21 protein-coding genes and 1 tRNA gene are annotated in these 21,379 nt (G+C 43.3%); 17 read left to right on the top strand and 5 right to left on the bottom strand.

Features of this window, described 5'->3' with window-relative positions; translation table 11 throughout:
• The 11 genes from A5870_RS09700 to A5870_RS09650 all read left to right on the top strand — a co-directional run bounded on the left by A5870_RS09700 (position 1) and on the right by A5870_RS09650 (position 10,880).
• Entirely contained in the window at positions 1 to 678 is a 678-nt protein-coding gene (locus tag A5870_RS09700) for a YesL family protein (protein WP_086292592.1), read from the top strand.
• A gap of 165 nt (positions 679 to 843) precedes the next feature.
• Entirely contained in the window at positions 844 to 1,965 is a 1,122-nt protein-coding gene (locus A5870_RS09695; protein WP_086292589.1) for a glycoside hydrolase family 88/105 protein, read from the top strand.
• A complete protein-coding gene (locus A5870_RS09690; RefSeq protein ID WP_077453825.1) occupies positions 1,962 to 3,278 on the top strand; it encodes a glycoside hydrolase family 28 protein in 1,317 nt (438 codons plus the stop codon). The genes A5870_RS09695 and A5870_RS09690 overlap by 4 nt, the downstream gene beginning before the upstream one ends.
• On the top strand, positions 3,275 to 4,165 hold the full coding sequence (locus A5870_RS09685; protein ID WP_086292588.1) for a dienelactone hydrolase family protein: 891 nt from the start codon (positions 3,275 to 3,277) through the stop codon (positions 4,163 to 4,165). Before A5870_RS09690 ends, A5870_RS09685 begins: the two co-directional genes overlap by 4 nt.
• Positions 4,126 to 5,043 (top strand): pectinesterase family protein, encoded by a 918-nt coding sequence (locus A5870_RS09680; RefSeq protein WP_086292586.1) that lies wholly within the window; start codon positions 4,126 to 4,128, stop codon positions 5,041 to 5,043. Before A5870_RS09685 ends, A5870_RS09680 begins: the two co-directional genes overlap by 40 nt.
• Positions 5,040 to 5,486 (top strand): DUF4064 domain-containing protein, encoded by a 447-nt coding sequence (locus A5870_RS09675; RefSeq protein WP_086292584.1) that lies wholly within the window; start codon positions 5,040 to 5,042, stop codon positions 5,484 to 5,486. The genes A5870_RS09680 and A5870_RS09675 overlap by 4 nt, the downstream gene beginning before the upstream one ends.
• Positions 5,483 to 7,075: a glycoside hydrolase family 43 protein gene (locus tag A5870_RS09670; protein ID WP_086292582.1), complete on the top strand. Its 1,593-nt coding sequence runs from the start codon at positions 5,483 to 5,485 to the stop codon at positions 7,073 to 7,075. Before A5870_RS09675 ends, A5870_RS09670 begins: the two co-directional genes overlap by 4 nt.
• Positions 7,076 to 7,078: 3 nt before the next feature.
• Positions 7,079 to 8,572, top strand: coding sequence for an extracellular solute-binding protein (locus A5870_RS09665; RefSeq protein WP_086292580.1), 1,494 nt, complete (start codon positions 7,079 to 7,081; stop codon positions 8,570 to 8,572).
• A 149-nt stretch (positions 8,573 to 8,721) separates the two neighbouring features.
• Complete coding sequence (locus tag A5870_RS09660) at positions 8,722 to 9,555, top strand: sugar phosphate isomerase/epimerase family protein (protein WP_170924084.1); 834 nt, start codon at positions 8,722 to 8,724, stop codon at positions 9,553 to 9,555.
• Between the two features lie 160 nt (positions 9,556 to 9,715).
• Positions 9,716 to 10,588, top strand: a complete 873-nt coding sequence (locus A5870_RS09655; protein WP_086292576.1) for a VOC family protein — start codon at positions 9,716 to 9,718, stop codon at positions 10,586 to 10,588.
• Positions 10,589 to 10,652: 64 nt separating this feature from the next.
• Positions 10,653 to 10,880, top strand: coding sequence for a hypothetical protein (locus A5870_RS09650; protein WP_086292574.1), 228 nt, complete (start codon positions 10,653 to 10,655; stop codon positions 10,878 to 10,880).
• A gap of 88 nt (positions 10,881 to 10,968) precedes the next feature.
• Here the strand turns inward: A5870_RS09650 and A5870_RS09645 are convergent, their stop codons facing one another.
• The 4 genes from A5870_RS09645 to A5870_RS09635 form a co-directional block, all read right to left on the bottom strand.
• On the bottom strand, positions 10,969 to 12,240 hold the full coding sequence (locus A5870_RS09645) for a hypothetical protein (protein WP_086292572.1): 1,272 nt from the start codon (positions 12,238 to 12,240) through the stop codon (positions 10,969 to 10,971).
• A 31-nt stretch (positions 12,241 to 12,271) separates the two neighbouring features.
• Positions 12,272 to 12,601 (bottom strand): Ltp family lipoprotein, encoded by a 330-nt coding sequence (locus tag A5870_RS17655; protein ID WP_242595956.1) that lies wholly within the window; start codon positions 12,599 to 12,601, stop codon positions 12,272 to 12,274.
• A 133-nt stretch (positions 12,602 to 12,734) separates the two neighbouring features.
• Positions 12,735 to 13,592, bottom strand: a complete 858-nt coding sequence (locus A5870_RS17650; RefSeq protein WP_242595955.1) for a hypothetical protein — start codon at positions 13,590 to 13,592, stop codon at positions 12,735 to 12,737.
• A gap of 406 nt (positions 13,593 to 13,998) precedes the next feature.
• Positions 13,999 to 14,081: transfer RNA gene (locus A5870_RS09635), tRNA-Leu, on the bottom strand.
• A 192-nt stretch (positions 14,082 to 14,273) separates the two neighbouring features.
• Here A5870_RS09635 and A5870_RS09630 point away from each other — a divergent pair.
• From A5870_RS09630 to A5870_RS09615, 4 genes are all read left to right on the top strand, one after another.
• Entirely contained in the window at positions 14,274 to 15,386 is a 1,113-nt protein-coding gene (locus A5870_RS09630; protein ID WP_086292570.1) for a hypothetical protein, read from the top strand.
• Positions 15,383 to 16,597 (top strand): ABC transporter permease subunit, encoded by a 1,215-nt coding sequence (locus A5870_RS09625; protein ID WP_086292568.1) that lies wholly within the window; start codon positions 15,383 to 15,385, stop codon positions 16,595 to 16,597. The genes A5870_RS09630 and A5870_RS09625 overlap by 4 nt, the downstream gene beginning before the upstream one ends.
• 10 nt (positions 16,598 to 16,607) lie before the next feature.
• Positions 16,608 to 17,483, top strand: a complete 876-nt coding sequence (locus tag A5870_RS09620; RefSeq protein WP_081118522.1) for an ABC transporter ATP-binding protein — start codon at positions 16,608 to 16,610, stop codon at positions 17,481 to 17,483.
• Positions 17,484 to 17,651: 168 nt separating this feature from the next.
• On the top strand, positions 17,652 to 18,869 hold the full coding sequence (locus tag A5870_RS09615) for a pyridoxal phosphate-dependent aminotransferase (RefSeq protein WP_081118523.1): 1,218 nt from the start codon (positions 17,652 to 17,654) through the stop codon (positions 18,867 to 18,869).
• Positions 18,870 to 18,924: 55 nt separating this feature from the next.
• Here A5870_RS09615 and A5870_RS09610 read toward each other — a convergent pair whose 3' ends face one another.
• The gene (locus tag A5870_RS09610; protein ID WP_077453812.1) at positions 18,925 to 19,104 is read right to left on the bottom strand and encodes a DUF2187 domain-containing protein; all 180 of its coding nucleotides are present in this window, start codon (positions 19,102 to 19,104) and stop codon (positions 18,925 to 18,927) included.
• 160 nt (positions 19,105 to 19,264) lie between these two features.
• On the opposite strand from A5870_RS09610, the gene A5870_RS09605 reads away from it, so the two are divergent.
• Positions 19,265 to 20,110, top strand: coding sequence for a helix-turn-helix domain-containing protein (locus A5870_RS09605; RefSeq protein ID WP_086292566.1), 846 nt, complete (start codon positions 19,265 to 19,267; stop codon positions 20,108 to 20,110).
• A gap of 68 nt (positions 20,111 to 20,178) precedes the next feature.
• Positions 20,179 to 21,324 (top strand): N-acetylglucosamine-6-phosphate deacetylase, encoded by a 1,146-nt coding sequence (gene nagA / locus A5870_RS09600; RefSeq protein WP_086292564.1) that lies wholly within the window; start codon positions 20,179 to 20,181, stop codon positions 21,322 to 21,324.
• The last annotated feature ends 55 nt before the right edge of the window (positions 21,325 to 21,379 follow it).

The raw sequence follows: 21,379 nt of genomic DNA, 5'->3' as shown, positions 1-21,379 counted from the left end.
ATGACGATCGAAAAGATCACGAAAATCAACGAAGGATTACTCGCATTTTTGACGCTGATCGCCCTTCACTTTCTTTGGCTAAGTGTGACTCTCCTGGGAGGCATCCTCTTTGGCATTGGCCCTGCGTCGTATGCCATGATGAAATATTATGATCGCTGGCTTCGTCTTCATGAACGACCGCCTTTGATCAAAAGTTTTTTCTACTATAGTAAAGAACGGTTCCGGCAATCGGTGCTGGTCAGTTGGTTGTTTTTGATTATCGCAGCAATCGTGATCACCAATATATTTGCGCCATTTCCATGGTTTATCCAAGTGGCGAATGTCCTCTTTTTGATTGCGTTCCTCTTTTTATTCATGCACGTGTATACCGTCATGGCAGCCACCAACTTTGTGACCGTGCTTGAGATCCTGCGGGGGAGTGCCTTGTTAGGTTTAGGCTATCTGCATTATTCGATCATTAGTTGGACGATTTTGATCCTTGGCTATTTAGTCCTGGGCAGTTATTTCTTGATCGGTCTCTTTTTGATGGGGAGTAGCTTAGTTGGTGGTGTTTTTGCCCTTGCTGGTAAAAAAATTCTTCAAGATATCCACCCAATTGAAACAGATCAGGTGGTTTCAAAAGCGGCATCGACTACGGAGCAAACCGTTGCCAGCAAAGGAGATGAGGTCATTATCTAAAGAAAACGGCTCAAAGACTTTTACTGGTCCGCAAACAAAACGGTCACTAGAGAACACCTGGAAATAGTAAAACAAGCTGAACCCTCATGAAATACAGCCAATAAAACGGATTTATTGAAATAGCTCTATGAATTGAGGAGACTACAATAAAAGGAAGTATCGTACATGAAGAACTATTCGGAAATTGCTTTGAACACGTTATTTGAGCGCTATGACTACTTATGCAAAGAAAAAATTTATCACGGAAAATGGTCCTATGACATCGGGGTCGTTTTACAAGGCGTGAAAGAAGCCTATGAACAGACTGGTGACAAACGTTATTTCGACTATATCCAAAACACGATGGATTTTTATATTGACGAAAACGGTCGTATCAAAAACTATCAGATGGATGCGATGAATATTGATTACATCAATAATGGCAAATGTTTATTCTTACTATACAAAGAAACAGGTGCTTCAAAATACAAGATCGCCTTGGACACGCTGTATCAACAATTACAGCAGATGCCAAGAACAAGCGAAGGCGGGTTCTGGCATAAAAAAATCTATCCATATCAAATGTGGTTAGATGGCTTATATATGGGGGCCCCATTTCTAACAGAATACGCACTGACATTTGAGAAAGCAGAAGCATTGGCAGATGTCATCAAGCAATTCACCTTATGCTTTACGCATACCCTAGATCCAAAAACGGGTCTTTTGTATCACGCGTGGGATGAACAAAAAGTCCAGCCGTGGGCAGATCCTGAGACCGGTTGTTCAAAAAATTTCTGGGGACGGTCAATGGGATGGTTCATGATGGCTCTCGCAGATACGATGGTGCTATTAGGGAAGTCAGAGCAGAAGAATCCATTAGAAAAAATGTTTGTCTCCTGTCTAGAAGCTCTTGCTAAAGTAAGAGATCCCCAGAAAAAAGTGTGGTATCAAGTCTTAGATAAAGGCAGTGAGCGTGGGAATTATTTAGAAGCATCCGCTTCTTCAATGATTTGTTACGCAACAGCGAAAGCAGTCAAAGCAGGGATCATCGATCAAAAATGGCAAGTGTTTGCCAAAGAAACCTATCAAGGATTGCTGGATGAGTTTGTCTTTTTAACAAAAGAAGGCTGGTTGAATTTGATCAGAAACTGTGAAGTTGCTGGTCTTGGTGGACCAGATAATCGGGATGGTACGTTTGTTTACTATATCAGTGAACCCGTTATCACGAATGATTTCAAAGGATACGGTGCCTTTTTACAAGCGAGTTTACTGCTGCAACCACTAACGGAGGAAGGAAGCAAGAAATGAATATCCAATTAACTACAGCTGATTTACAAGGAAAAGAAGGTCTGTTGACAGAAGCGATTCAAGAAAAAATTGATGAATTGCATCAACAAGGAGGAGGCAGAATCACTTTTTCTGCAGGACGCTATCCGACAGGTGCGCTCTTTTTAAAAAGTAACATTGAACTGCACCTACTATTGGGGGCGACCTTAGTATTTTCTGATGATCCCAAAGACTATCCCGTCGTCGTGTCTCGCTGGGAAGGGGTCAAACGGGAAGTTTATGCCTCTTGTTTATATGCCGAGAATGCGGAAAATATCGCTGTCACAGGATTAGGAATGCTTGATGGACAAGGGCAAAGATGGTGGAAGACCTTTCGGCAAAACCGTGAAGAGCTTGCTTATCCACGACCAAAATTAATCAGTTTTGACTCTTGCCAGCAAATTACGTTGAAAGATATCCGTCTTGTCAATTCACCAAGTTGGACCGTCAATCCGATTCTTTGCCAAGATCTAACGATCGATAATCTTCGCATCAAAAATCCAGCGGATTCGCCAAATACGGATGGGATCGATCCTGAATCTTGTAAAAATGTCCGCATCAGTAACTGTCATATCGATGTTGGCGATGATTGCATCGCCATCAAATCAGGAACGGAGGACACTAAAGAACGGGTCGCTTGTGAGAATATCACGATCGTAAATTGCCATATGCTTCATGGGCATGGGGCAGTCGTTCTAGGGAGTGAGATGAGCGGCGATATTCGTAATGTCACCATCAGTAATTGTATTTTTCAAGATACCGATCGTGGGATTCGTTTGAAATCCCGTCGTGGACGTGGCGGAACGATCGAAGATATTCGAGTGAATAACATTGTGATGGATAATGTCATCTGTCCATTCACTTTAAATCTTTACTATTTCTGTGGACCGAAAGGCAAAGAGAAGTATGTTTGGGATAAAAATCCGTACCCAATCACCGAGGAAACCCCTCATTTCCGGAGAATCCATTTTGCAAATATCTCGGCTCGGAATGTCCATGCGGCCGCTGGGTTTGTTTATGGCTTGGCTGAACAATTTATTTCAGATATCACTTTCCAAGATATTGCCATCTCTATGGCTGAACACCCAATTCCAGGAAAGCCTGCAATGATGACAGGTATCGAAGAGATGACAAAACAAGGCTTTTATATTGGCTGTGGACGGAATATTCAGTTTGATCGTATCAATTTGGAAGGCGTAACTGAAGCGTTCCATATCGAGAATAGTCGGGAAATCACCGTCACACAGTCATTTGAGAATCGTCAGCCTCTGGCATTTCAAGGAGATTTTTTGTGAGGGATCCTCAGTTACTTCAGCTGCTAGGTCCTGATATGAAAGTTGCACCACAAGTGGTTCAGCAAACAAAAGAGCAGGTGCATAATTATACCTTGGAACATTTAATTCTACGATTAAATCAAGAAGAAGATGTCCCTGCTTACTTTGCTTATCCTAGCTCTCAGCAACCTGTTCCACTCGTTTTGTTCAATCATTCTCATGGCGGTGACTTCACGATAGGGAAAGAAGAACTTCGGCAAAGTCCGCCTTATATGCAAAAGGAAAGCCTATTCGCTGCATTTATGAAGCTGGGCGTCGCTGTTGGGGTGATCGACATGTGGGGCTTTGGCGAACGAAAAAATGGTGAAAATGATAGCTACAAGCGATTTCTCTTGCAAGGCAAAACGTTATGGGGGCAGCGAATCTATGACAATCAACAGTTTTTGACGTATCTTGCTTCCCGCAAAGAAGTGAAACATTCCGCTATCGCCACATTGGGACTTTCCATGGGCGGCTTGATGAGTTGGTGGTTGGCAGCGCTTGATGAACGGATATCAATGGTGGTGGACATGGCAGCACAAGTGGACTATCAAGCATTGATCGAAGAGGACCGTCTAAGCAAACATGGGTTTTACTATTATGTTCCTAATGTGTTGAAAGACTTTACGACTGCGGCGATCCAAAAACAGATTGCACCACGCCCGCGTTTGAGTTTGGTTGGCAAAAAAGATCGTGGCTGCCCCTCAAGCGGCGTCGCTCGTTTGGATCTGCAGGTCGGGCAGCATTATGAAGCAATGGGCTACAAGGAGCATTGGCAGGCGCGCAGCTTGCCAGGTGGTCATGAAGAAACCAAGGAGATGAGAGCGCAGTGGATCGAATTTCTAAAACAGCACCTCCTATCAAGCTAAAGGTTAGTAAAGACCCGCAAAAGGGTGATTTTACGAGTATCCAAGCAGCTGTGCTGGCTGCTGAAGCCTTAAACGCACCTTGTGAGATCACGATCGCCTCTGGCGTGTACCAGGAACAGGTGAAAATCTATAAAAACCAGCTTACGTTGATCGCAGAACCCAACACGTTCTTATGCTACCACTTGGCTGCCGAGCAAACCGATGAGAATGGGCAAAAAAGAGGAACCTTTCAAACAGCGACGCTCTTTATCAATAGCCGAGAAGTCTTTGTAAAAAACCTGACCATCATCAATGACGCAGGGTATGGGCAAGCAGTCGGGCAAGCAGTTGCTGTCTATATCGAAGGGGATGACATTCGCTTCGAACACTGTCATCTCGATGCTTTTCAAGATACCTTGTGCCTGGGACCATTGCCAAAATATACCAAAGAGGGCGAACCAATGAACAGTCCTTGGCGAAAAACAATCTTTGACCAACAACAGAGTTTGTTTTTGCATTGCAGGATCAGTGGAACAGTCGATTTTATTTTTGGCGGTGGTTCCGCCATCTTTGAAGAGTGTCGCTTGCATTGTAAAAATACACTACAAACGAACTACATTACTGCTGCCTCAACTAGCAAACAAGCAAGCGGGTTAACCTTCGATCGGTGTCGGGTGACAGGGGACAAAGTCTATTATTTAGGCCGCCCTTGGCGTAATGACGCCAAAGTCACCTTTTTATCCTGCTGCTTTGATCAACAGCTCGTTCCTTGCGGCTGGTCTGATTGGGGAAAAGCAGCAAGCCACCAAACGGTCGCGTTCACGGAGCGAATGTGTTGTTACCAAAGAAGTCCCCAACGTACTGAATGGGTGACTATCGAAGGAGTGATAGAAAAATGAGCAAGGCAAAATGGTCTGGCTGGATCGGGATGGTTCTCGCTCTGGTGTTTATGGGCGGCTTTTCCTTGACGATCAATCAAATGACTGTCCAGCAGTTCGAAGAGATCTTTCAAAGTGCTTTTCCTACTGTACTGAAGCAAATGACGGCAGAAGCAGCATTGGCGCAATTTCAAACACTCGGTGCTTGGTTTGTCTTCACGCTGTTGGCACTCCTGATATTGGTTTCAGTGGCGACGATGCTTGTTCGCTATCGTAATTATCGAAAACAAGCGTGTGTTCTTTATTTTTTGACTGGTGTCGTGACATTGATTGGTAGTCAAATGATCGCTTTTCCGATTGCCTTTTGTTTCTTTTTAGCGGCGGGTTTTTGTTTTCTCCATCGTGATGACCGACACAAGAAAAAAACAATGGACACAGTCAGCAAACAAGGAGGGGTTGCATGAAGGCAATGATCAATAATCCGATTTTAAGAGGGTTTCATCCTGATCCGAGTATTTTAAAAGTCAAGGATACTTATTATTTAGCGGTTTCTTCCTTTGAATGGTTGCCAGGAATTCGGGTCTACTGTTCTCAAGATCTAGTCAATTGGTCCCATGAAACAGATATTCTGACGAATCAAGTGGATTTATTAGGCAACGCAGCAAATGGCAGCATTTGGGCACCGCAAATCAGTTACGAGAACGGACAATACTATTGTGTCTATACAAATGTTCGCAACACGACACGTCCCTTCAAAGACTGTCGAAACTATCTCATGACGGCTCCTACGATTTATGGGCCATGGAGCGAGCCCATTTATTTAAATGGTAGTGGCTTTGATCCTTCCTTGTTTCATGATCAAGAGGGGCGTATCTGGTTATTGAATGCGCTTTGGGATTATCGTAAGGATACGCCAAATAAATCGGTGGGGATCGTGCTCCAAGAATACTCTGAAGCACAAGGCCGCTTGATCGGTGACAGAGTGCCAATTTTCTCTGGAACCCAGCTGGCGAAGACCGAAGCACCGCATCTTTATTACCACAATGAGTTTTATTACTTACTGACGGCAGAAGGAGGAACGGGTGCAGGTCATGCGGTAACGGTTTGTCGTAGTAAGACCATCACTGGACCTTATGAAGTAGATCCGCATTTTCCCATGATGCGTGCCTATCAGCGCCAAGATTCCCCTTTTCAATGTACAGGTCATGGCAGTTTGACGATTGCGCCATCAGGAGAATGGGTCATGAGCTATTTGATGACTCGGCCAGTAGCAGGGGCAGCGATCCTTGGACGAGAGACGGCACTCCAAACCGTCTATTGGGATCACGAAGGATGGCTGCGTCTTAGCAATGATGATACGATCCCAGATCAAACCATCAGGCTCGCTAGCGAGGTTCAGAAGCAAGAGACATCACCTGCTGTTTTTGTTGATGATTTTCAAGGATCGTTGCAAAAAGCATGGAACGGTAGACGATTGCTGCCCAATGAACAGTGGTGCAATCTGACTGAGCGACCAGGGTATTTGCGATTGATCGGTGGAGAATCGATGCAATCGAACTTTCATAAGCACTTATTAGCGATTCGCCAACAAGACTTTTGTTTTGAAGCTGAAACAGTGATGGAATATCAACCCCAATCGTTTAACCAGATGGCTGGATTGTCGCTTTTCTTAAACGAAGAAAACTATTTGTTTTTCTATGTGACCTATGATGAAGAAGCAGGCAAGGTCCTTCGGTTGCTGCGCTGTTGTGAAGGAGAATTTCACTTGTTCCCAGATAAATTGCCCCTCGCTGCTGCAAGTGAGCCGATCAGATTGAAAGTAGTCTGTTCTTATCTAGAAGCCCAATGGTTCTATCGGCAATCACAAGCGTGGCATCCCTTTAAAAAGCAAAACATTCAGTTCTTGTCTGGTGGTTTTACGGGGAATTTCATAGGAATCAGTGCGCATGATTTAGATCACTTTGCCGGAAGCTATGCCGATTTTGAATATTTTACGTATCAAGGGAAAGATCAGCGCGATGATGGCTCCCTAAAAATAGAGAAAGAAGGTTAACAAATGAAAAAGTTGAAAGTTGCAAGTTTATTATTATGTGCCGGACTGTTTTTAGCAGGCTGCGGCGATGGCGGAGGTTCATCTGAAGGTACAGAAGGTGAAACAAAATCAAGCATTTCTTGGATGGCGATGTTGCATACCGCTTCGCCTCCGTCTGGGGATGTGACGCAAAAATTAGAAGAATATACAGGGATCGAGATCGATTTCACTTGGGTGCCGGACGCATCAAAAACAGAACGCTTGAATGCAGCATTAGCATCAAATTCTTTAGCAGATATCGTTAGTCTGACAGAAATCAATAACACGACCGTCCGTAGCTCGCTAGCGTCCGGGATGTTCTGGGATGTGGAACCGTATTTAGAAGAGTTTCCAAATTTGGCAGAAATTTCTGAGGATCGCTTAGAGTCCTCGCGGATCGATGGTCATATCTATGGTGTTCCGTTTTTAAAACCGATCGCTCGTTATGGCGTCCTTGTCAGAAAAGATTGGTTGGATAATTTAGGCTTGGACGTGCCATCGACATTAGAAGAATTAGCGGCTGTCGCTCAGGCCTTTACGGAAGGTGATCCAGATGGCAACGGTGTAGATGATACGGTTGGTTTCGTAGAGCGTGATGAGTCCTTTAACGTTGGTTTCCGTTCACTTTCTGGTTACTTTGGCGCAGACAATTGGTTTACGATCACGGATGATGATGAAGTGATGCCATCCTTTATGCAACCAGAATACAAAGAAGCAATGGAATGGTTCCGTAATATCTATGATAACGGCTGGATGAATTCTGATTTTGCGGTAATGGCGAAAAATGACCAGAAGAACTATATCGTTCAAGGTCGTGGTGGGATCGTATTGAGTGGTCTGCAAGAAGTACGTAACTACATTGATGATGCAGCTGGTACTGATGAAGAGCATATGGAATGGGTCTTGATCAATGATATCGTCCATGAAAATGTGGAACGTCGTATCCTTTCTGATACCAATGGTGGAATGGGCGGCTGGTTAGCCATTCCGAAAAACAATGTTGAAACCGAAGAAGACTTACGTGTTGTTTTGAAATTTATCAATGATTTGATGGACGAAGAGCCGTTTACGTTGATGACGCAAGGGATCGAAGGTGTTCATTATGAAATTGATGATGAGGGTGTTTATGTCCGTTTAGATGATACGAAGTGGCAACAAGAAGTACAACCATTTTCTTCGTCTCGTCCATCAGAATTAGTAACAGTTTTCCCTTCAAGCAACCCATATGTCAACTTAGCCAATGAAAAGATTCGCGAAAATGAAGAGTTTGCGGTGATCAATCCTGCACAATCGCTGACCTCTGAAACCTATGATCGTTCATGGTCAAGCTTGATTGAAGGAATCTCAGACGCTTACTACCAATATATGACTGGGGAAATCGAGATCGATGGGTTTGATACAGCGATCGAAACCTTCTTAAGAAATGGTGGACAGCAAATCATTGACGAGTTCACGGAAGACTATCGTTCACAACAATAAAGGCCACAAAAGGTTCTGATCATCTATTGAGAAGCAATAGATGAAGTGAGGAGCCGCTACTGCTGAATGATTTGAAGACCAAGACCAGTTGAAGTGATTCGCTGCTTGGTCTTCTTTTTGCTTCAAAAGCAGTGAAGAAAGGAGAAGCTATGTTTCAACTAACTGTTCGGGGGCATGATGTAAAGAATTATGGGTCCCCAGAAGAATTAGCGCAAAAAATTGCCGCCCAAAACATTCATAACATTCAATTTGCATTAAATAAATCCTTCCCGCAATGGGCAGAGCCAGAGCAATTAAGCCCTGGTTTAGGCCGCTTTTTCAAACGAGTTTTTGGTCAATCTCACGTTCAGGTCGCTTTATTAAGTTGTTATTGTAATCTGATCCATCCTGATCTGGAAGAACGGGAAGCGATTTTATCCAGATTCGAGACCTATCTCGCACATGCCAAATATTTTGATGCAGCTATGGTCGCAAGTGAAACTGGTTCGGTTTTGCCAAATATGGGGTATACCGAGGAAAATTTTAGTGACGTCGTTTTCGATGATTTGGTTCAGGTGATCAAGCGTTTGGTCCAAGTGGCTAAGAGACATCAAGTGATGCTAGGAATTGAAGCGGGCTTAAATCATCCACTATCATCGATCGACCGAATCGAAGAATTGCTGGAACGGGTACCCTCTGACTATTTAGGGATCATCTTTGATCCAACCAATCTGATTACGGCGAAGAACTATCAAGAGCAAGTCGCTTTGACGAGGGAAGCTTTTTCCCGCTTTGGCGATGCCATCGTTTGCTTGCACTTGAAAGATTATCAAGTAATCGATGGTAAAATCAAGGTAGTGCCATTGGGAGAAGGAAGGGTTGATTATCAACAACTATTGGCCATCACCGCTGAATACAAGCCGTATTGTTATGTTGTGTTAGAAGGGACGACCGAAGAAGCGATGCAGTCAGCGATTTCCTTGATTGAAGCAATGCAAAACTAATTGGTTCTTCATTGCTTGGGACTGTTGAAGACACGATTTATGAAGCAACGAGCAGTCGATTGCTCCGTCGCTAAACAAGCAGATTTGTTTACTTACTAAAAGTTAGTGTTATACTTAAAGTAACAAGTGAACTTAACTGTTTAGAAAAGAGGAAATAGCGATGACCATGATTCAATCAACTTATCAAATCGATGCAACTGCCGCAATTGGTAAAGTCGTTTTAAAAGTAGCAAACATAGAAAAAATGAGCCAGTTTTATTCGGACGTGATCGGTCTGACTTTATTGGAACAAAGTGTAGATCACGCGCGATTAGGCGTGGGAGCGCAAGAGCTTTTAGTTCTAGAGAAGGTAAGCGATCCGTTGCCTTTGACACGGAAAACAGGCCTTTTCCATACGGCATTTCTTTTGCCTAGCCGTAAAGACCTAGGAAATATGCTGATTCATTATTTGGAGGCCAAAGCCCCCCTCGATGGTGCCAGCGACCATGGGTATAGTGAAGCGTTATACCTGACCGATCCAGAAGGAAACGGGATCGAAGTGTATCGTGACAAACCAAAGAGTGAATGGGATATTCGAGCAGACGGTGAGATCGTAGGCGTTACTGTCGAAATGGACGCACAAGGCGTGCTGGGAGCCGCTGACCGATCTCAAACGACCTTTCCAGTTGGCACTATGGTAGGGCATGTCCATTTGAAAGTGGCGGACTTGGTAAAAACAGAAGAATTCTACACTCAAGTTTTAGGCATGCGTTTGACTTCAGATTTTGGTAGCCAAGCAAAGTTTTTTGCTGCTGGTGCGTATCATCACCATATCGGATCGAATATTTGGATGGGAAGAAATGTTCCAGCTATGGAAGAAAAGGATCTAGGCTTAGCGTACTTTACGATCGTTTTGCCAGCTTTGGCTTTTTCTACATTACGAAGTCATCTCAAGGCAAGTGGCGTTTCTTATGGGTTAGAAACAGAAAGCCGCTTGCATTTGACTGATCCGAATGGGATCAATCTGATCATTGAAAGAAAGAATCAGCCTTAAGATGGAGGTTTTTTCATTCTTGAAATGAGAGAATAACCTATAATCAAGTAAAAGGAGAGCAAGCATGAAAAAAAACGGGGCGGGACAGTCACTATTTCTAGCATTATTGATCAGTATGGGCTTATTTTTCTTTGTCCAAGGGAAACAATTAATAGAAAGTGGGGCGTCTCCTGTGATTTTTATTGCTTTTTCGGCTTTTGCTGGAATTATCGGAGTTGGGGTCTATGGTCTTCAAGCAATAATGAAGCAGCATCGTCGCAAAACCATGGTACCAATCAAAACCAAAAAATAAAGAAACCGGCCAATCTTAAACAGGAAGATTGGTCGGTTTTTTGTTTACGCTAAGACAAAATGGAGAATTGGGATTCGTCCACTACATACTAATTTTCCATGTTTTCAATCGCAAATTCGATCTCATCAGGTAAGAAGCCGTTCCCTTCAAGATGAGCAGCCATATTTCTTTGGCGGATCCCTAACACCCGACGGGATTGATTGGCGCGTCCTAAAGCATGACGATACCAGTCTACATCGAGGGTTTCCAATGCCCATTGTGTTTCCTCCGCAGTAAAACCTTCTGTTTCTAACAGTTCTGCCATCTCTTGTTTTGAATAAAAGCGACGATTTCCTTGCGCTCTAACGAGGAAAAAGGCTTCCAGTTCTCGTTCTGTCGCATTGTTTTCGCGCTCATAGCTTGCTGCTACAGTCGGGGCGCGATGAAACCCTGCTAATATCGTTTCCTCGGTCACTTCGTTATCAAACACGTAGGTTCTGAAGTGAAAACGATTGTCGTTTTCCAGTTCAAGCCATAGTGATTCAACCAGAAATAGATAGCCAGATGGAATCGTTTCATAAACAGCAGCGGCTATTTCGTTAAAATAAGCGGAAACGGCTTCGTAAGGAGTCATTATCTCGGGAACGATTTCCGTCGTTTGGCCATTAAACAAAGTGATTGCGGAAGGATAGGTCTCGCCAGCATTCGTAAATGTGAGAATCTCCACTGGCTCATGTTTTGTTGAAAAGACATTCATGGTCACACCGTTCGCCAAATCAATAGCGGTCTGCCACTCGATTTCTTGGTCTTCGCTTTGTTGGTGTAAGTGTTCAAGTGTATCAGGCGTCAAACCAAGCTTTTCTCGTGAATCTTCATTGATCGTTTCTTCATCGTCAAGTGGATTGTTTGCCCCAACTGTCACTAGTGCCAAATCCTCTTCGTATTCGTTGAATAATTCTTGCAATTTTGCTCGTCTACTGACGATGATCGGGCTTTCCTCATGGATGGCAAGTAAGGCTTCGATCCGGCCATTGCGAGCGGTAACCCAACGCGGCATATCCAGATAGCGAGCTTCGATCGCTTCTTGAGCGAGTGCGATCATTGTTTCCGTGTTTTCAATGAATGCCGCCTTGTGTTTTGAGTTGCTATTGACCTGGTCTAGAAAGGCCAATTCTGCTTCTTTGCCTCGAATCATCAGTTCGAGATTTTCAATACTTAACTCATAAGTAAGATTTTCTGCATGATAGGTATGTTCCCAACCGGCATCTAAAGCGGCACCAATGCGCTCAGAAAGTTCCTCAGGACTTGCTGAATTTCTCGTCCCACATCCTGAAATCAGGCATAATAGCAGCAATAAGGGCAGCAAAACTTGTTTTTTCATTTTTCTCCTTCTCGTGAGTCTCTGGTAAACTTCACTTTTTTGTTCGAATGAACGCATCAAATCGAGACTTTTCTTGGGTATAAAAAATAGCAACAATATAAGGGGCAACATAAGGGCATCGCGATGCTCCTTTTTTTGTTAGTTTGTAATTATCCATGGTTGTCATCGCAGAGTCGATTTGTTCTGCTGAAAAGACTTCTGAAGCCAATAAACGACGGATATTGGCATGAGGTAGATTCATCTTGAGACGGTAGCTGTTTGCTTTTTGCAACGCTTGTTCGTTCCAGTCGATAGTGAGGTGGTCCACTGCCCATTGCGCATCATCATGGGAAACGCCCTCAAATTCTAGTTGTCGTATCATGCGAGTACGGGAAAAGTCATTCGTCTAGTATAGGCTTTGGCACGGGCTATCCCTCGTCTTTGTTCTGAAGATTTCTTGCTCTCGGTCTGAGTTTGTTCATCATTGTTTTGCTGGCTTTGCGTTTGGCGCTAGCTTATTGAAGCTGCTGATAAACGGTAGCGACCATGTCTTGGTCAATGTCATGATCAAAGCCATAGGTCATCACCGCCAACTGATGTTCATCAGAAGATTGATCGAATCGATTCATAAACATCAAGGATTCACGAGGAATATTTATGACCAGCGCTCGTAAAATCGTTTCATAGAAGGCAGCTTTTTGCTCGTCGGCAGTTTCCCGATTAAGAACAGTAAACCCAGATGCGTACTCCTCATCGGACTTCGCAAAAACCAATACGTCAACATTCGTTTCCCTTGTGTGGTAAACAGTGGCAGTGAGTCCATCGTCAAGTTCGATCCTGCGATGAAGAGTAAGCGTATCTTCTGTGAGCTGTTGAAGCTGTTCGATATCGTCTGCTAAAAGCCCCAGCTTTTCCCGTGGGTCGGCTTCAGGAATCGTTTCGTTTGCTACCTCCAGTAGACTGTTGAGGTTGTCTTGATTACTGAGAATGATAGGGCTCCGTTCATGAATCGCAACCAGAGCCTGGCTATAACCAATGCGGGCAGCAAACCAAGCAGGGACATCGATCCGACGCTCCACTAGCGCTCGTTCAGCGGTTGCCATCAAATCAACCGTGTGGCTGATCAATTGCTGAAGATCTTCGTCGGAAGAATCAAGTTCTTCCAAAATAGCCAGTTCGGCATGGCTGCCGGCAATCAGCAATTCTAAGGTCGCAGGTTGATAATAGGCCCAGCCCGTTCCAGACTGGTTTGTATATTCCAGTCGTGCTTCGATGCCAAGCGCAACGGTCTCTGACAGTTCTTCATCTGCCTTCGCGCAGCCGATAAGCAGAATAACGAATGACAATAGGGTGATCAGTATTCTTTTTTTCATTAGGCTCCTTCTTTCTATCGAAAGTAACTGAGAAAACGGTCGGAAGAGGTTTGTTCATCGGGGGAAAGGAGGAGGATAGGTAAATGGAAAAAATGCTGAAAAGATTTTCCATCACTCGTTCATTCAAGTAACTATTTCTGATACGCTAATAAGAAAAAACGGAACATCGAACTAGCTTTCATTAATACCTGTTATATTATTCATTTTATATTAAAAATAGATTCATATGCAATGATAAAAGAATTTTTATTGTGATTTTTGTGTTTAGGGAAAGGAGGGTTACTATTAACTTTTTAGGAGTAGTTGCTCAAGATCAAGCGATCGAGAGAATTCATTGAAGGATCGCCAGGGGGGAATTTTTTGTGCAAACAAAAAACAGCTTCCCACAATGGGGAAGCTGTAAGGATGCGGAAAATGGGATTTGAACCCACACGAGCGATTGCTCACAAGACCCTCAATCTTGCACGTCTGCCATTCCGTCATTTCCGCAGATACTATAGAAGGTAACGCAGGCTGAAGTAGTTCTGTCACACCGCGTCTAAAAAATATCTTACCTGATTTTTGACAGGTTTGTCAATAACTTTTCCTAGAGCTATTTAAAAGAATATTCAGACAATGGATTGCAATTTTTGTCATAAACGGTATGCTAAAAGAATGAATGATTTTTTGAGAGGAGAGCAAATGAATTACTTTAGAAACCAATTAGCCAAATCTGCGAAACAAAGAATATTTATCTTCCTACTCATGGGTGCCTTTAGTTTAGGCTGCTGTTTTTCCGTTTATTTGAAACTAATGGAACCCATCAACTTGCCCGCCACGATCACTGCAGAAAAAGCCGAAGCCTCACGGCTTGTTGATCGCTACCAAGCCAATCAGTCGGGCTCGCCTGATGAGCAAGAGGTGTATCAACTTTTGCTTGAAAATAATACATTGACCTCACGGCAGTTATCCAACTTGATTATGGAGGAATACGAACGATTTAATCAAACGAGTATTCAAATTGCAGAACTAAAAAAGCAGATTTGGGCGTCTGAAGTTGAGGACAAAGCCTTTTTACCGCCTATGTGGACGATCGAACAAGAGCGAACGGTCTATCAAGCCTTAGCCGAGCAAGAAAAAGAGCCGGTCCTCACGGCTGCCAATACCCAGACCGCTGTCGCTTTGGCAATAACGCTTTTGCTGAATTTTGGGTTCTTCTTTTGGGCTTTTTTTGCCAGTGACAATTTGATAGAAGAAAGAGAACACTTCTCTTTGATTCGCTCGTACCCGCAGATTTTTCCGATTCGGATGTTAAGTAAAATTGTGGTCAAAGGGATTACAAATTTAGGCGTTTTGGTTGTGTTCTTCTTAGGTGTCTTTCTTTCAATGAGCCTTTTGGGGGAGTTCGGGGATTGGCAGTATCCAGTAGCCGTCTATCTCAGTGGGGATTGGGTCGCCGTACCTTTTTGGCAAAGCGTTTTATATAGTATGGTTTCTTTTGCCTTGCTGATTGGTTTGATCGAATGCTTAGGTTTTGTTATGAATATGATCGCAGCCAATCGATATGTCTCTTTCTTTTTGCTAGTGCTTTTTTATGGGTTAGGCTTGATTCCGATGCTGCAAAAGATCCCACTGTTACCAGTTCATCTAGCTGCTATGGATAAATTTTATTCGGGCGCCTTTGCTTTGGGTTCTGGTACTTCTTGGGGCGTCTATGTTAGTTGGCTGCTCACGGTGGTGTGGATCTTCCTTTGTTTAAGCATCATGCTCGTTGCGGATAAACAGAATCGCTTGTTGAAAGGAGGCAAAGGATGAAAGACTATTTTTTCTTTGAATTACGTCAACTCTTAAAGAGCAAGAAAACCATTGGTCTTTTTTGCTTGCTTCTTATCTACAGCGGCGTTTACAGTTTTTGGCAAAGAGACTTTCGCCCGATTGAACGAGTAGATGAAACGGAAATGCAACAACGCTATACTGTGCGACAAGATTTTCTTGATCAACAAGCAGCCAATCCTTCTGACCATTGGTCGGCAAGCTTAGCAGTTGAAATGTTTACCCCATGGAACGAAGCGGAAAAACAACGTTTAGATGCACTAGCTGGTGAAGACTGGCAAGCTTATGCACAAGGAACAAGTACGTGGTACCAATTGGCGTTGCAGTTTACCGATGAACGAAATGTTTTTTATACACCGGATTATTATACGTTTCAAAATTACTACGCTGCCTATGACGGTCGCTTTGGTTATGCTTCAACCGCTAAGCTTATGGAAGCCTTCAGCCAGTTGCCGAATAAGAAACTCTCTCAAGCAGTCATGGAGCAAAAAACGGGGATACAGGCATTGCAGCGAAGTTTTACTGGATATTTACCGATTCTATTGCTTGCTGTTTCTTTATTTTTTGCGATTGATTGTTTACCAAAAGAACGAAGACATAAATCCCTGTTTCTTTCACTGCCATTATCGGCAGAAGAGATTCTTTGGAGCAAAACGGCAGTATTGATGGTCGGTTCTGCAATTTCAACACTTGGGACTATGTTCTTTCTCTGGTTGGGTTCTGGTATACAATTCGGCTTTGGTTCCCTGGAACTGCCGGTCACGATTTTATCATCGACCTTTGATGCCCGCTACCCGATCACCGATTTCAACGCTTTTGAAACACAAGCCATCGGTCTTTTTATAGGCCAATGTTTTCTTGCGACGCTTTTCTTGCAGTTTATTTATTGTCGCGGCATCTTGTTGTTCAGTGCCCTGTTTCGCTCAGAACTGGTTAATTTGCTTGTGGCTGGTTTTTGCTTGCTTTCACCCTATATTTTCCAAAGACGTTGGTTCAGTGCTTACCTTGATAAAACGCTGTATGTCTATCTGTATCAAAATGTGGGACAAGTCCTTTCAGGCTGGACACGTTTTTATTTTGGTTCTGCAGGGTTTACGATGGAAAAAGGGTTGCTTTTATTAGGAGGCGTTTGGCTTCTGATCGAAATATGTTTCTTCGTGACGATCCAACGCAAAAAATTTCATTTGGCATAGGAGGAACGATATGTTAGAACTGAAAAATGTGACGGTCACGTATACGAGAAATGTATTGGATCAACTTTCCATCGCCTTTTCTCCCGGTGAGATCGTCGGATTAGTCGCCCCAAACGGTACTGGGAAATCCACGCTATTAAATGTGGCGATGAATTTCATCCAGCCGAATGAAGGCGCAGTATTTTTGAATGGCAGTCAAGTATATGTGACCAAAAAATCAGAAGTGGCAGCGCATCAACAAATTTCGTTTTTTCCTGACCAAAATGATTTGTACAATGATTTGAGTGGTTTCGAGCATCTCAAGCTGTATCAGCGAATGTGGCGTTCAGAGGAACACTTAGTGGACGAAACGATTGAGCGCTTGCGGATGAGTGACTATATCAAACGCCCCGTGGGCACCTATTCACTTGGGATGCGGCAACGTCTTTGTTTTGCGATGCAGATCGTGACGGATACGCCATATATGCTGATGGATGAAGTCATGAATGGCTTGGATCCAACCAATGTCGAATTGATCTCCAACGTGTTGAAAGCCTTGCGAGCGCAAAAGAAAGCGATCGTGATTGCTTCGCATATTTTGACGAATTTGGATTCCTACGCGGATCGGGTCTTGTTTTTAAAAGACGGCAAGATCATTCACGAATACTTTGGGCGCAAGTCGTTAGTCAATGAACCGTTGTACTTAAAAACGGACTCGGCAGATTTTTTGGTGGCTTTTCCAGAATTAACGACAGTGACCATCGATCTGCAAGGACGGATCTATCTGGTAGAAATCAGCGATCCTCAGCTGCCGCAACGGTTTATCGCTGCAGGGATCACTGATTTTTCTGTGGGGCACTTGGCACTAAATGAATTGTATTTGACGTATTTTCCTGAAAATCACTGACTGTCGCACTATTTACGAGATGAGAGCGGGACAAGCACAGATGAAGGAGAAGCAAAAAAATTTCGCCATAGGTAAAAGTTTTTTGCTATAATAGGTTCAATCTGAAAAGAGATCAACGACGAGAACCAATAACCTGACGTTGACCTATGGTTAAAGGAGAAATGGAATATGAAGAAATTTTCGAAGTCGTCAAAACTTGAAGGGGTCAGTTATGATGTACGCGGCCCAGTTTTAGAAGAAGCCGATCGGATGCAAGAAGAAGGCATCAGTATCTTGAAATTAAATACGGGGAATCCAGCGCCTTTTGGGTTCGAAGCCCCAAATGAGATCGTTAGAGACCTGATTATGAACGTGCGAGAATCGGAAGGCTATTCTGATTCGAAAGGGATTTTTTCGGCCCGTAAAGCGATCGAACAATATTATCAATTACAGAAATTTCCTGATGTGACCATCAATGATATTTATACCGGTAACGGCGTTTCTGAGCTGATCACGATGTGCATGCAAGGTCTTTGCAACAATGGGGATGAAGTGTTAGTGCCGATGCCTGACTATCCCTTATGGACAGCGTCGATCTCGTTAGCTGGCGGAAAGCCCGTCCATTATATTTGTGATGAGCAAGCAGATTGGAATCCTGATATCGAGGACATCAAAGCTAAGGTCACCAGCAAAACCAAGGCGATCGTTATTATTAATCCAAATAATCCCACCGGCGCCGTTTATCCAAAAGAAGTTTTGCAACAAATCGTCGAGGTTGCCCGTGAGCATGACTTGATCATTTTTTCTGATGAGATCTACGACCGTTTAGTCATGGATGATTATGTCCATGTGCCGATTGCTACATTAGCGCCAGATCGATTCGTTGTGACGTTAGGTGGCTTGTCTAAGTCTCATCGAGTGGCAGGTTTCCGGGTGGGCTGGATGGTCCTCAGTGGCGACAAGTCCAATGTGAAAGACTATATCGAAGGCTTGAATATGTTGTCTTCAATGCGGCTGTGTTCCAATGTTTTATCGCAACAAATCGTCCAGACCGCACTTGGCGGCTATCAAAGTTCCGATGAGTTGCTACTACCAGGTGGTCGTATCTACGAACAAAGAGAGTTTATCTACAAGGCAATCAATGACATTCCGGGATTGTCAGCGGTGAAACCGAAAGCCGCCTTTTATATTTTCCCTAAAATTGATATTCAACGCTTTAATATCACCAATGATGAACAATTTGTTTTAGACTTTTTACACGAGCACCACATCTTGCTGGTTCACGGCGGTGGGTTCAACTGGCAACAGCCAGATCATTTCCGAATCGTTTATCTTCCTAATATGGAAGACTTAAAAACGACTGCTGAAAAAATGACAGAATTTTTGGCGTCCTATCGTCAGAAATAAGAATATAAAAAAGCACCGCTCCTTCAACAACCGTGAGGGAGCGGTGCTTATGTTTTTATTCGGCAACTGGTTGACAAATTTTTTTGCTGACAATCATTCGATTGGTAAATTTATCCAGCATTTCAGCACTAGGATCGGTCACTTGAACGAGGACTGAATTTTCATATTCCCGTTCGATGATCCCTTGGTATTTTTTGCCTTCCCATGTAAAAAAGATCGTACTGTCGATCGTCATCTTAACACCTCATTTGAAATTGTGGAAAAATAACAAGACATTCTTGAAATTGCTTTCCTTTTTGTCATTATGTGCTAAAATAAAGAAAATTAAAAATGCGAATTCGCATTTTTGACAAGAAACGTTCGGTTCTTATAAGAATTTCCCATGGAGGACGATCATGAAGAAAAAAGAAGAATCTTTTGGTCAAATCATCCGTACTATTCGTCTAAAACGAAAGATGACACAGAAGATGTTAGCGGAAGATATTTGTTCGCAAAGTGTTTTAAGCCGTATTGAAAACAATGAAGAGCTGCCCAATGTCTGGGTGATGTATCAAATCTGTCAACGTTTAGGTGTCACCTTGGATCAAGTGATGATGCTTCATTCGGAAGAGATCAACAAAACCAATCAAATTTTTGCGGAAATCGAATCGCATTTTGTCCATAAACAGTTTCGAGAAATGCGGGAAAAAATGGAAGACAAGGCAATCAAAGAGTATCTGTATTTAGATTCGGATATGCAAATGTATTACTACTACTTAGGAAGTTGCGATTATTTTCTCGATCAAAACTATGATACCGCCCTCGAGGCATTAAAAAAAGGATTGGCCTATTCCTATCAACAGGATAAAACCAATGTTTCCGTGATGGAAATTCGCATTCTTAGTTGCATGGGGCGCGTCTACAGTGACTTGCTGCAATTGGGTGAAGCACGCTTTTATCTAGAAAAAGCTTATGATGCCATGCATGCTTTGCCACCGGAACGTCTATCTACGGCGTTGACCAAAATTTATTACAATTATGCGGTCTTTCTGAAGGAACAACAGGAAGACTGTCTCGCACTAAAAGTAACGAACGAAGGCATTGCCCTAGCGAGAGAGAAAAATAGCTTGTATTTTCTAGAAGAATTGTTTGAACTAAAAGGACAATTGCTTCAAAGACTAAAAGAAGAAAAAGCGGCTGAAAAAAGTTTTCAACTGTATCGTGCCGTCATGGATATTCGCCAATCTGATAAAGTGGTGTAGACCTTTCTTGACTTCTGCTGCAAATAAGAGTACTTTTAAGGAAGAAAAGAAATAGAGGAGCGATCAAGATGAATAAATATATTTACGCAGACAAATTCTTTCTGAAATCAGCGGTTCATGGCCCTGGTTACTTGGAGGTCAAGGAGGGAAAATTCGGCGCGATCGTCGATGAAGTCCCTGCTGATGCGGATGTAGAAGATTATTCAGGCAAATGGGTAGCACCAGGTCTTGTGGATACTCATATCCACGGGTTTATGAACCATGATGTGATGGACAACGATGCAGAGGGCATCAAAGCCATGTCAGAAGGTCTTTTGTCTTGCGGTGTGACATCTTTCTTACCAACAACCTTAACATCAAGCAAAGAACGGTTGCGTGATGTAGCAGAAACCGTTGGGAAAGTCAAAGACGAAGTTACAGGAGCAAAAATCCAAGGAATTTATTTTGAAGGCCCATTCTTTACTGAGGAACACAAAGGTGCACAAAATCCGATTTATTTTGGTGATCCTGATATCGATACCTTCCATGAATGGCAAGAAGCTTCTGGTGGAATTATCAAGAAAATCGCCTTGGCTCCTGAGCGCGAAGGTGTGAAGGAATTTGTTTCGCAAGTGACGGAAGAAGGCGTAGTGGTTGCTCTAGGCCATAGTAACGGTACATTACAAGAAGCGCAAACAGCAGTTGAAGCGGGGGCTAGCGTTTTTGTTCATGCCTTCAACGGAATGCGCGGATTAAACCATCGCGAGCCTGGAATGGTTGGTGCCCTACTTTCATTAAAAGAAGTTTTTTCAGAGTTGATTTGTGATGGCCACCATGTGCATCCTCAAGCAGCTGAGATTTTGATGGAAAAAGCTGGTCACGACCATGTTGCCTTGATCACTGACTGTATGATGGCTGGCGGCATGCCAGACGGTGATTACATTTTAGGTGAATTTCCAGTAGTGGTGAAAGATGGAACGGCTCGGTTGGAAACTGGCAATCTTGCCGGCAGCATTTTGAAACTAAAAGAAGCTGTGAAAAATGTAGTAGACTGGGGAATCGCTACCCCTCAAGAAGCGGTTATGATGGCCAGCTTGATTCCAGCAATTAGTTGCAAAATTGACCATGCTTGCGGCATGATCAAAGAAGGTCGCCCAGCTGACTTTATCGTTTTGGATCAAGAAATGAATGTAACAGCCACCTATTTAGATGGTGTCTGCCGCTACCAAGCGTAAAATGAAACAATCTGCTTAAAGAAACAAGAAGAGAGCTTCTCTTGATCTGTTTTTT

The sequence above is a fragment of the Enterococcus sp. 2G9_DIV0600 genome, from assembly GCF_002140615.1.
In the GTDB taxonomy this organism is placed as follows: Bacteria; Bacillota; Bacilli; order Lactobacillales; family Enterococcaceae; genus Enterococcus_D; species Enterococcus_D innesii.
This window is presented reverse-complemented; position numbering and strand designations above follow the sequence as displayed.

What these genes read in the sequence shown, in the direction of transcription:
- A5870_RS09700 (WP_086292592.1), top strand. Translation starts at nt 1, where the DNA reads ATGACGATCGAAAAGATCACGAAAATCAACGAAGGATTACTCGCATTT.
- A5870_RS09695 (WP_086292589.1), top strand. Translation starts at nt 844, where the DNA reads ATGAAGAACTATTCGGAAATTGCTTTGAACACGTTATTTGAGCGCTAT.
- A5870_RS09690 (WP_077453825.1), top strand. Translation starts at nt 1,962, where the DNA reads ATGAATATCCAATTAACTACAGCTGATTTACAAGGAAAAGAAGGTCTG.
- A5870_RS09675 (WP_086292584.1), top strand. Translation starts at nt 5,040, where the DNA reads ATGAGCAAGGCAAAATGGTCTGGCTGGATCGGGATGGTTCTCGCTCTG.
- A5870_RS09670 (WP_086292582.1), top strand. Translation starts at nt 5,483, where the DNA reads ATGAAGGCAATGATCAATAATCCGATTTTAAGAGGGTTTCATCCTGAT.
- A5870_RS09665 (WP_086292580.1), top strand. Translation starts at nt 7,079, where the DNA reads ATGAAAAAGTTGAAAGTTGCAAGTTTATTATTATGTGCCGGACTGTTT.
- A5870_RS09660 (WP_170924084.1), top strand. Translation starts at nt 8,722, where the DNA reads ATGTTTCAACTAACTGTTCGGGGGCATGATGTAAAGAATTATGGGTCC.
- A5870_RS09655 (WP_086292576.1), top strand. Translation starts at nt 9,716, where the DNA reads ATGACCATGATTCAATCAACTTATCAAATCGATGCAACTGCCGCAATT.
- A5870_RS09650 (WP_086292574.1), top strand. Translation starts at nt 10,653, where the DNA reads ATGAAAAAAAACGGGGCGGGACAGTCACTATTTCTAGCATTATTGATC.
- A5870_RS09645 (WP_086292572.1), bottom strand. Translation starts at nt 12,240, where the DNA reads ATGAAAAAACAAGTTTTGCTGCCCTTATTGCTGCTATTATGCCTGATT.
- A5870_RS17655 (WP_242595956.1), bottom strand. Translation starts at nt 12,601, where the DNA reads ATGATACGACAACTAGAATTTGAGGGCGTTTCCCATGATGATGCGCAA.
- A5870_RS17650 (WP_242595955.1), bottom strand. Translation starts at nt 13,592, where the DNA reads ATGAAAAAAAGAATACTGATCACCCTATTGTCATTCGTTATTCTGCTT.
- A5870_RS09630 (WP_086292570.1), top strand. Translation starts at nt 14,274, where the DNA reads ATGAATTACTTTAGAAACCAATTAGCCAAATCTGCGAAACAAAGAATA.
- A5870_RS09625 (WP_086292568.1), top strand. Translation starts at nt 15,383, where the DNA reads ATGAAAGACTATTTTTTCTTTGAATTACGTCAACTCTTAAAGAGCAAG.
- A5870_RS09620 (WP_081118522.1), top strand. Translation starts at nt 16,608, where the DNA reads ATGTTAGAACTGAAAAATGTGACGGTCACGTATACGAGAAATGTATTG.
- A5870_RS09615 (WP_081118523.1), top strand. Translation starts at nt 17,652, where the DNA reads ATGAAGAAATTTTCGAAGTCGTCAAAACTTGAAGGGGTCAGTTATGAT.
- A5870_RS09610 (WP_077453812.1), bottom strand. Translation starts at nt 19,104, where the DNA reads ATGACGATCGACAGTACGATCTTTTTTACATGGGAAGGCAAAAAATAC.
- A5870_RS09605 (WP_086292566.1), top strand. Translation starts at nt 19,265, where the DNA reads ATGAAGAAAAAAGAAGAATCTTTTGGTCAAATCATCCGTACTATTCGT.
- nagA (WP_086292564.1), top strand. Translation starts at nt 20,179, where the DNA reads ATGAATAAATATATTTACGCAGACAAATTCTTTCTGAAATCAGCGGTT.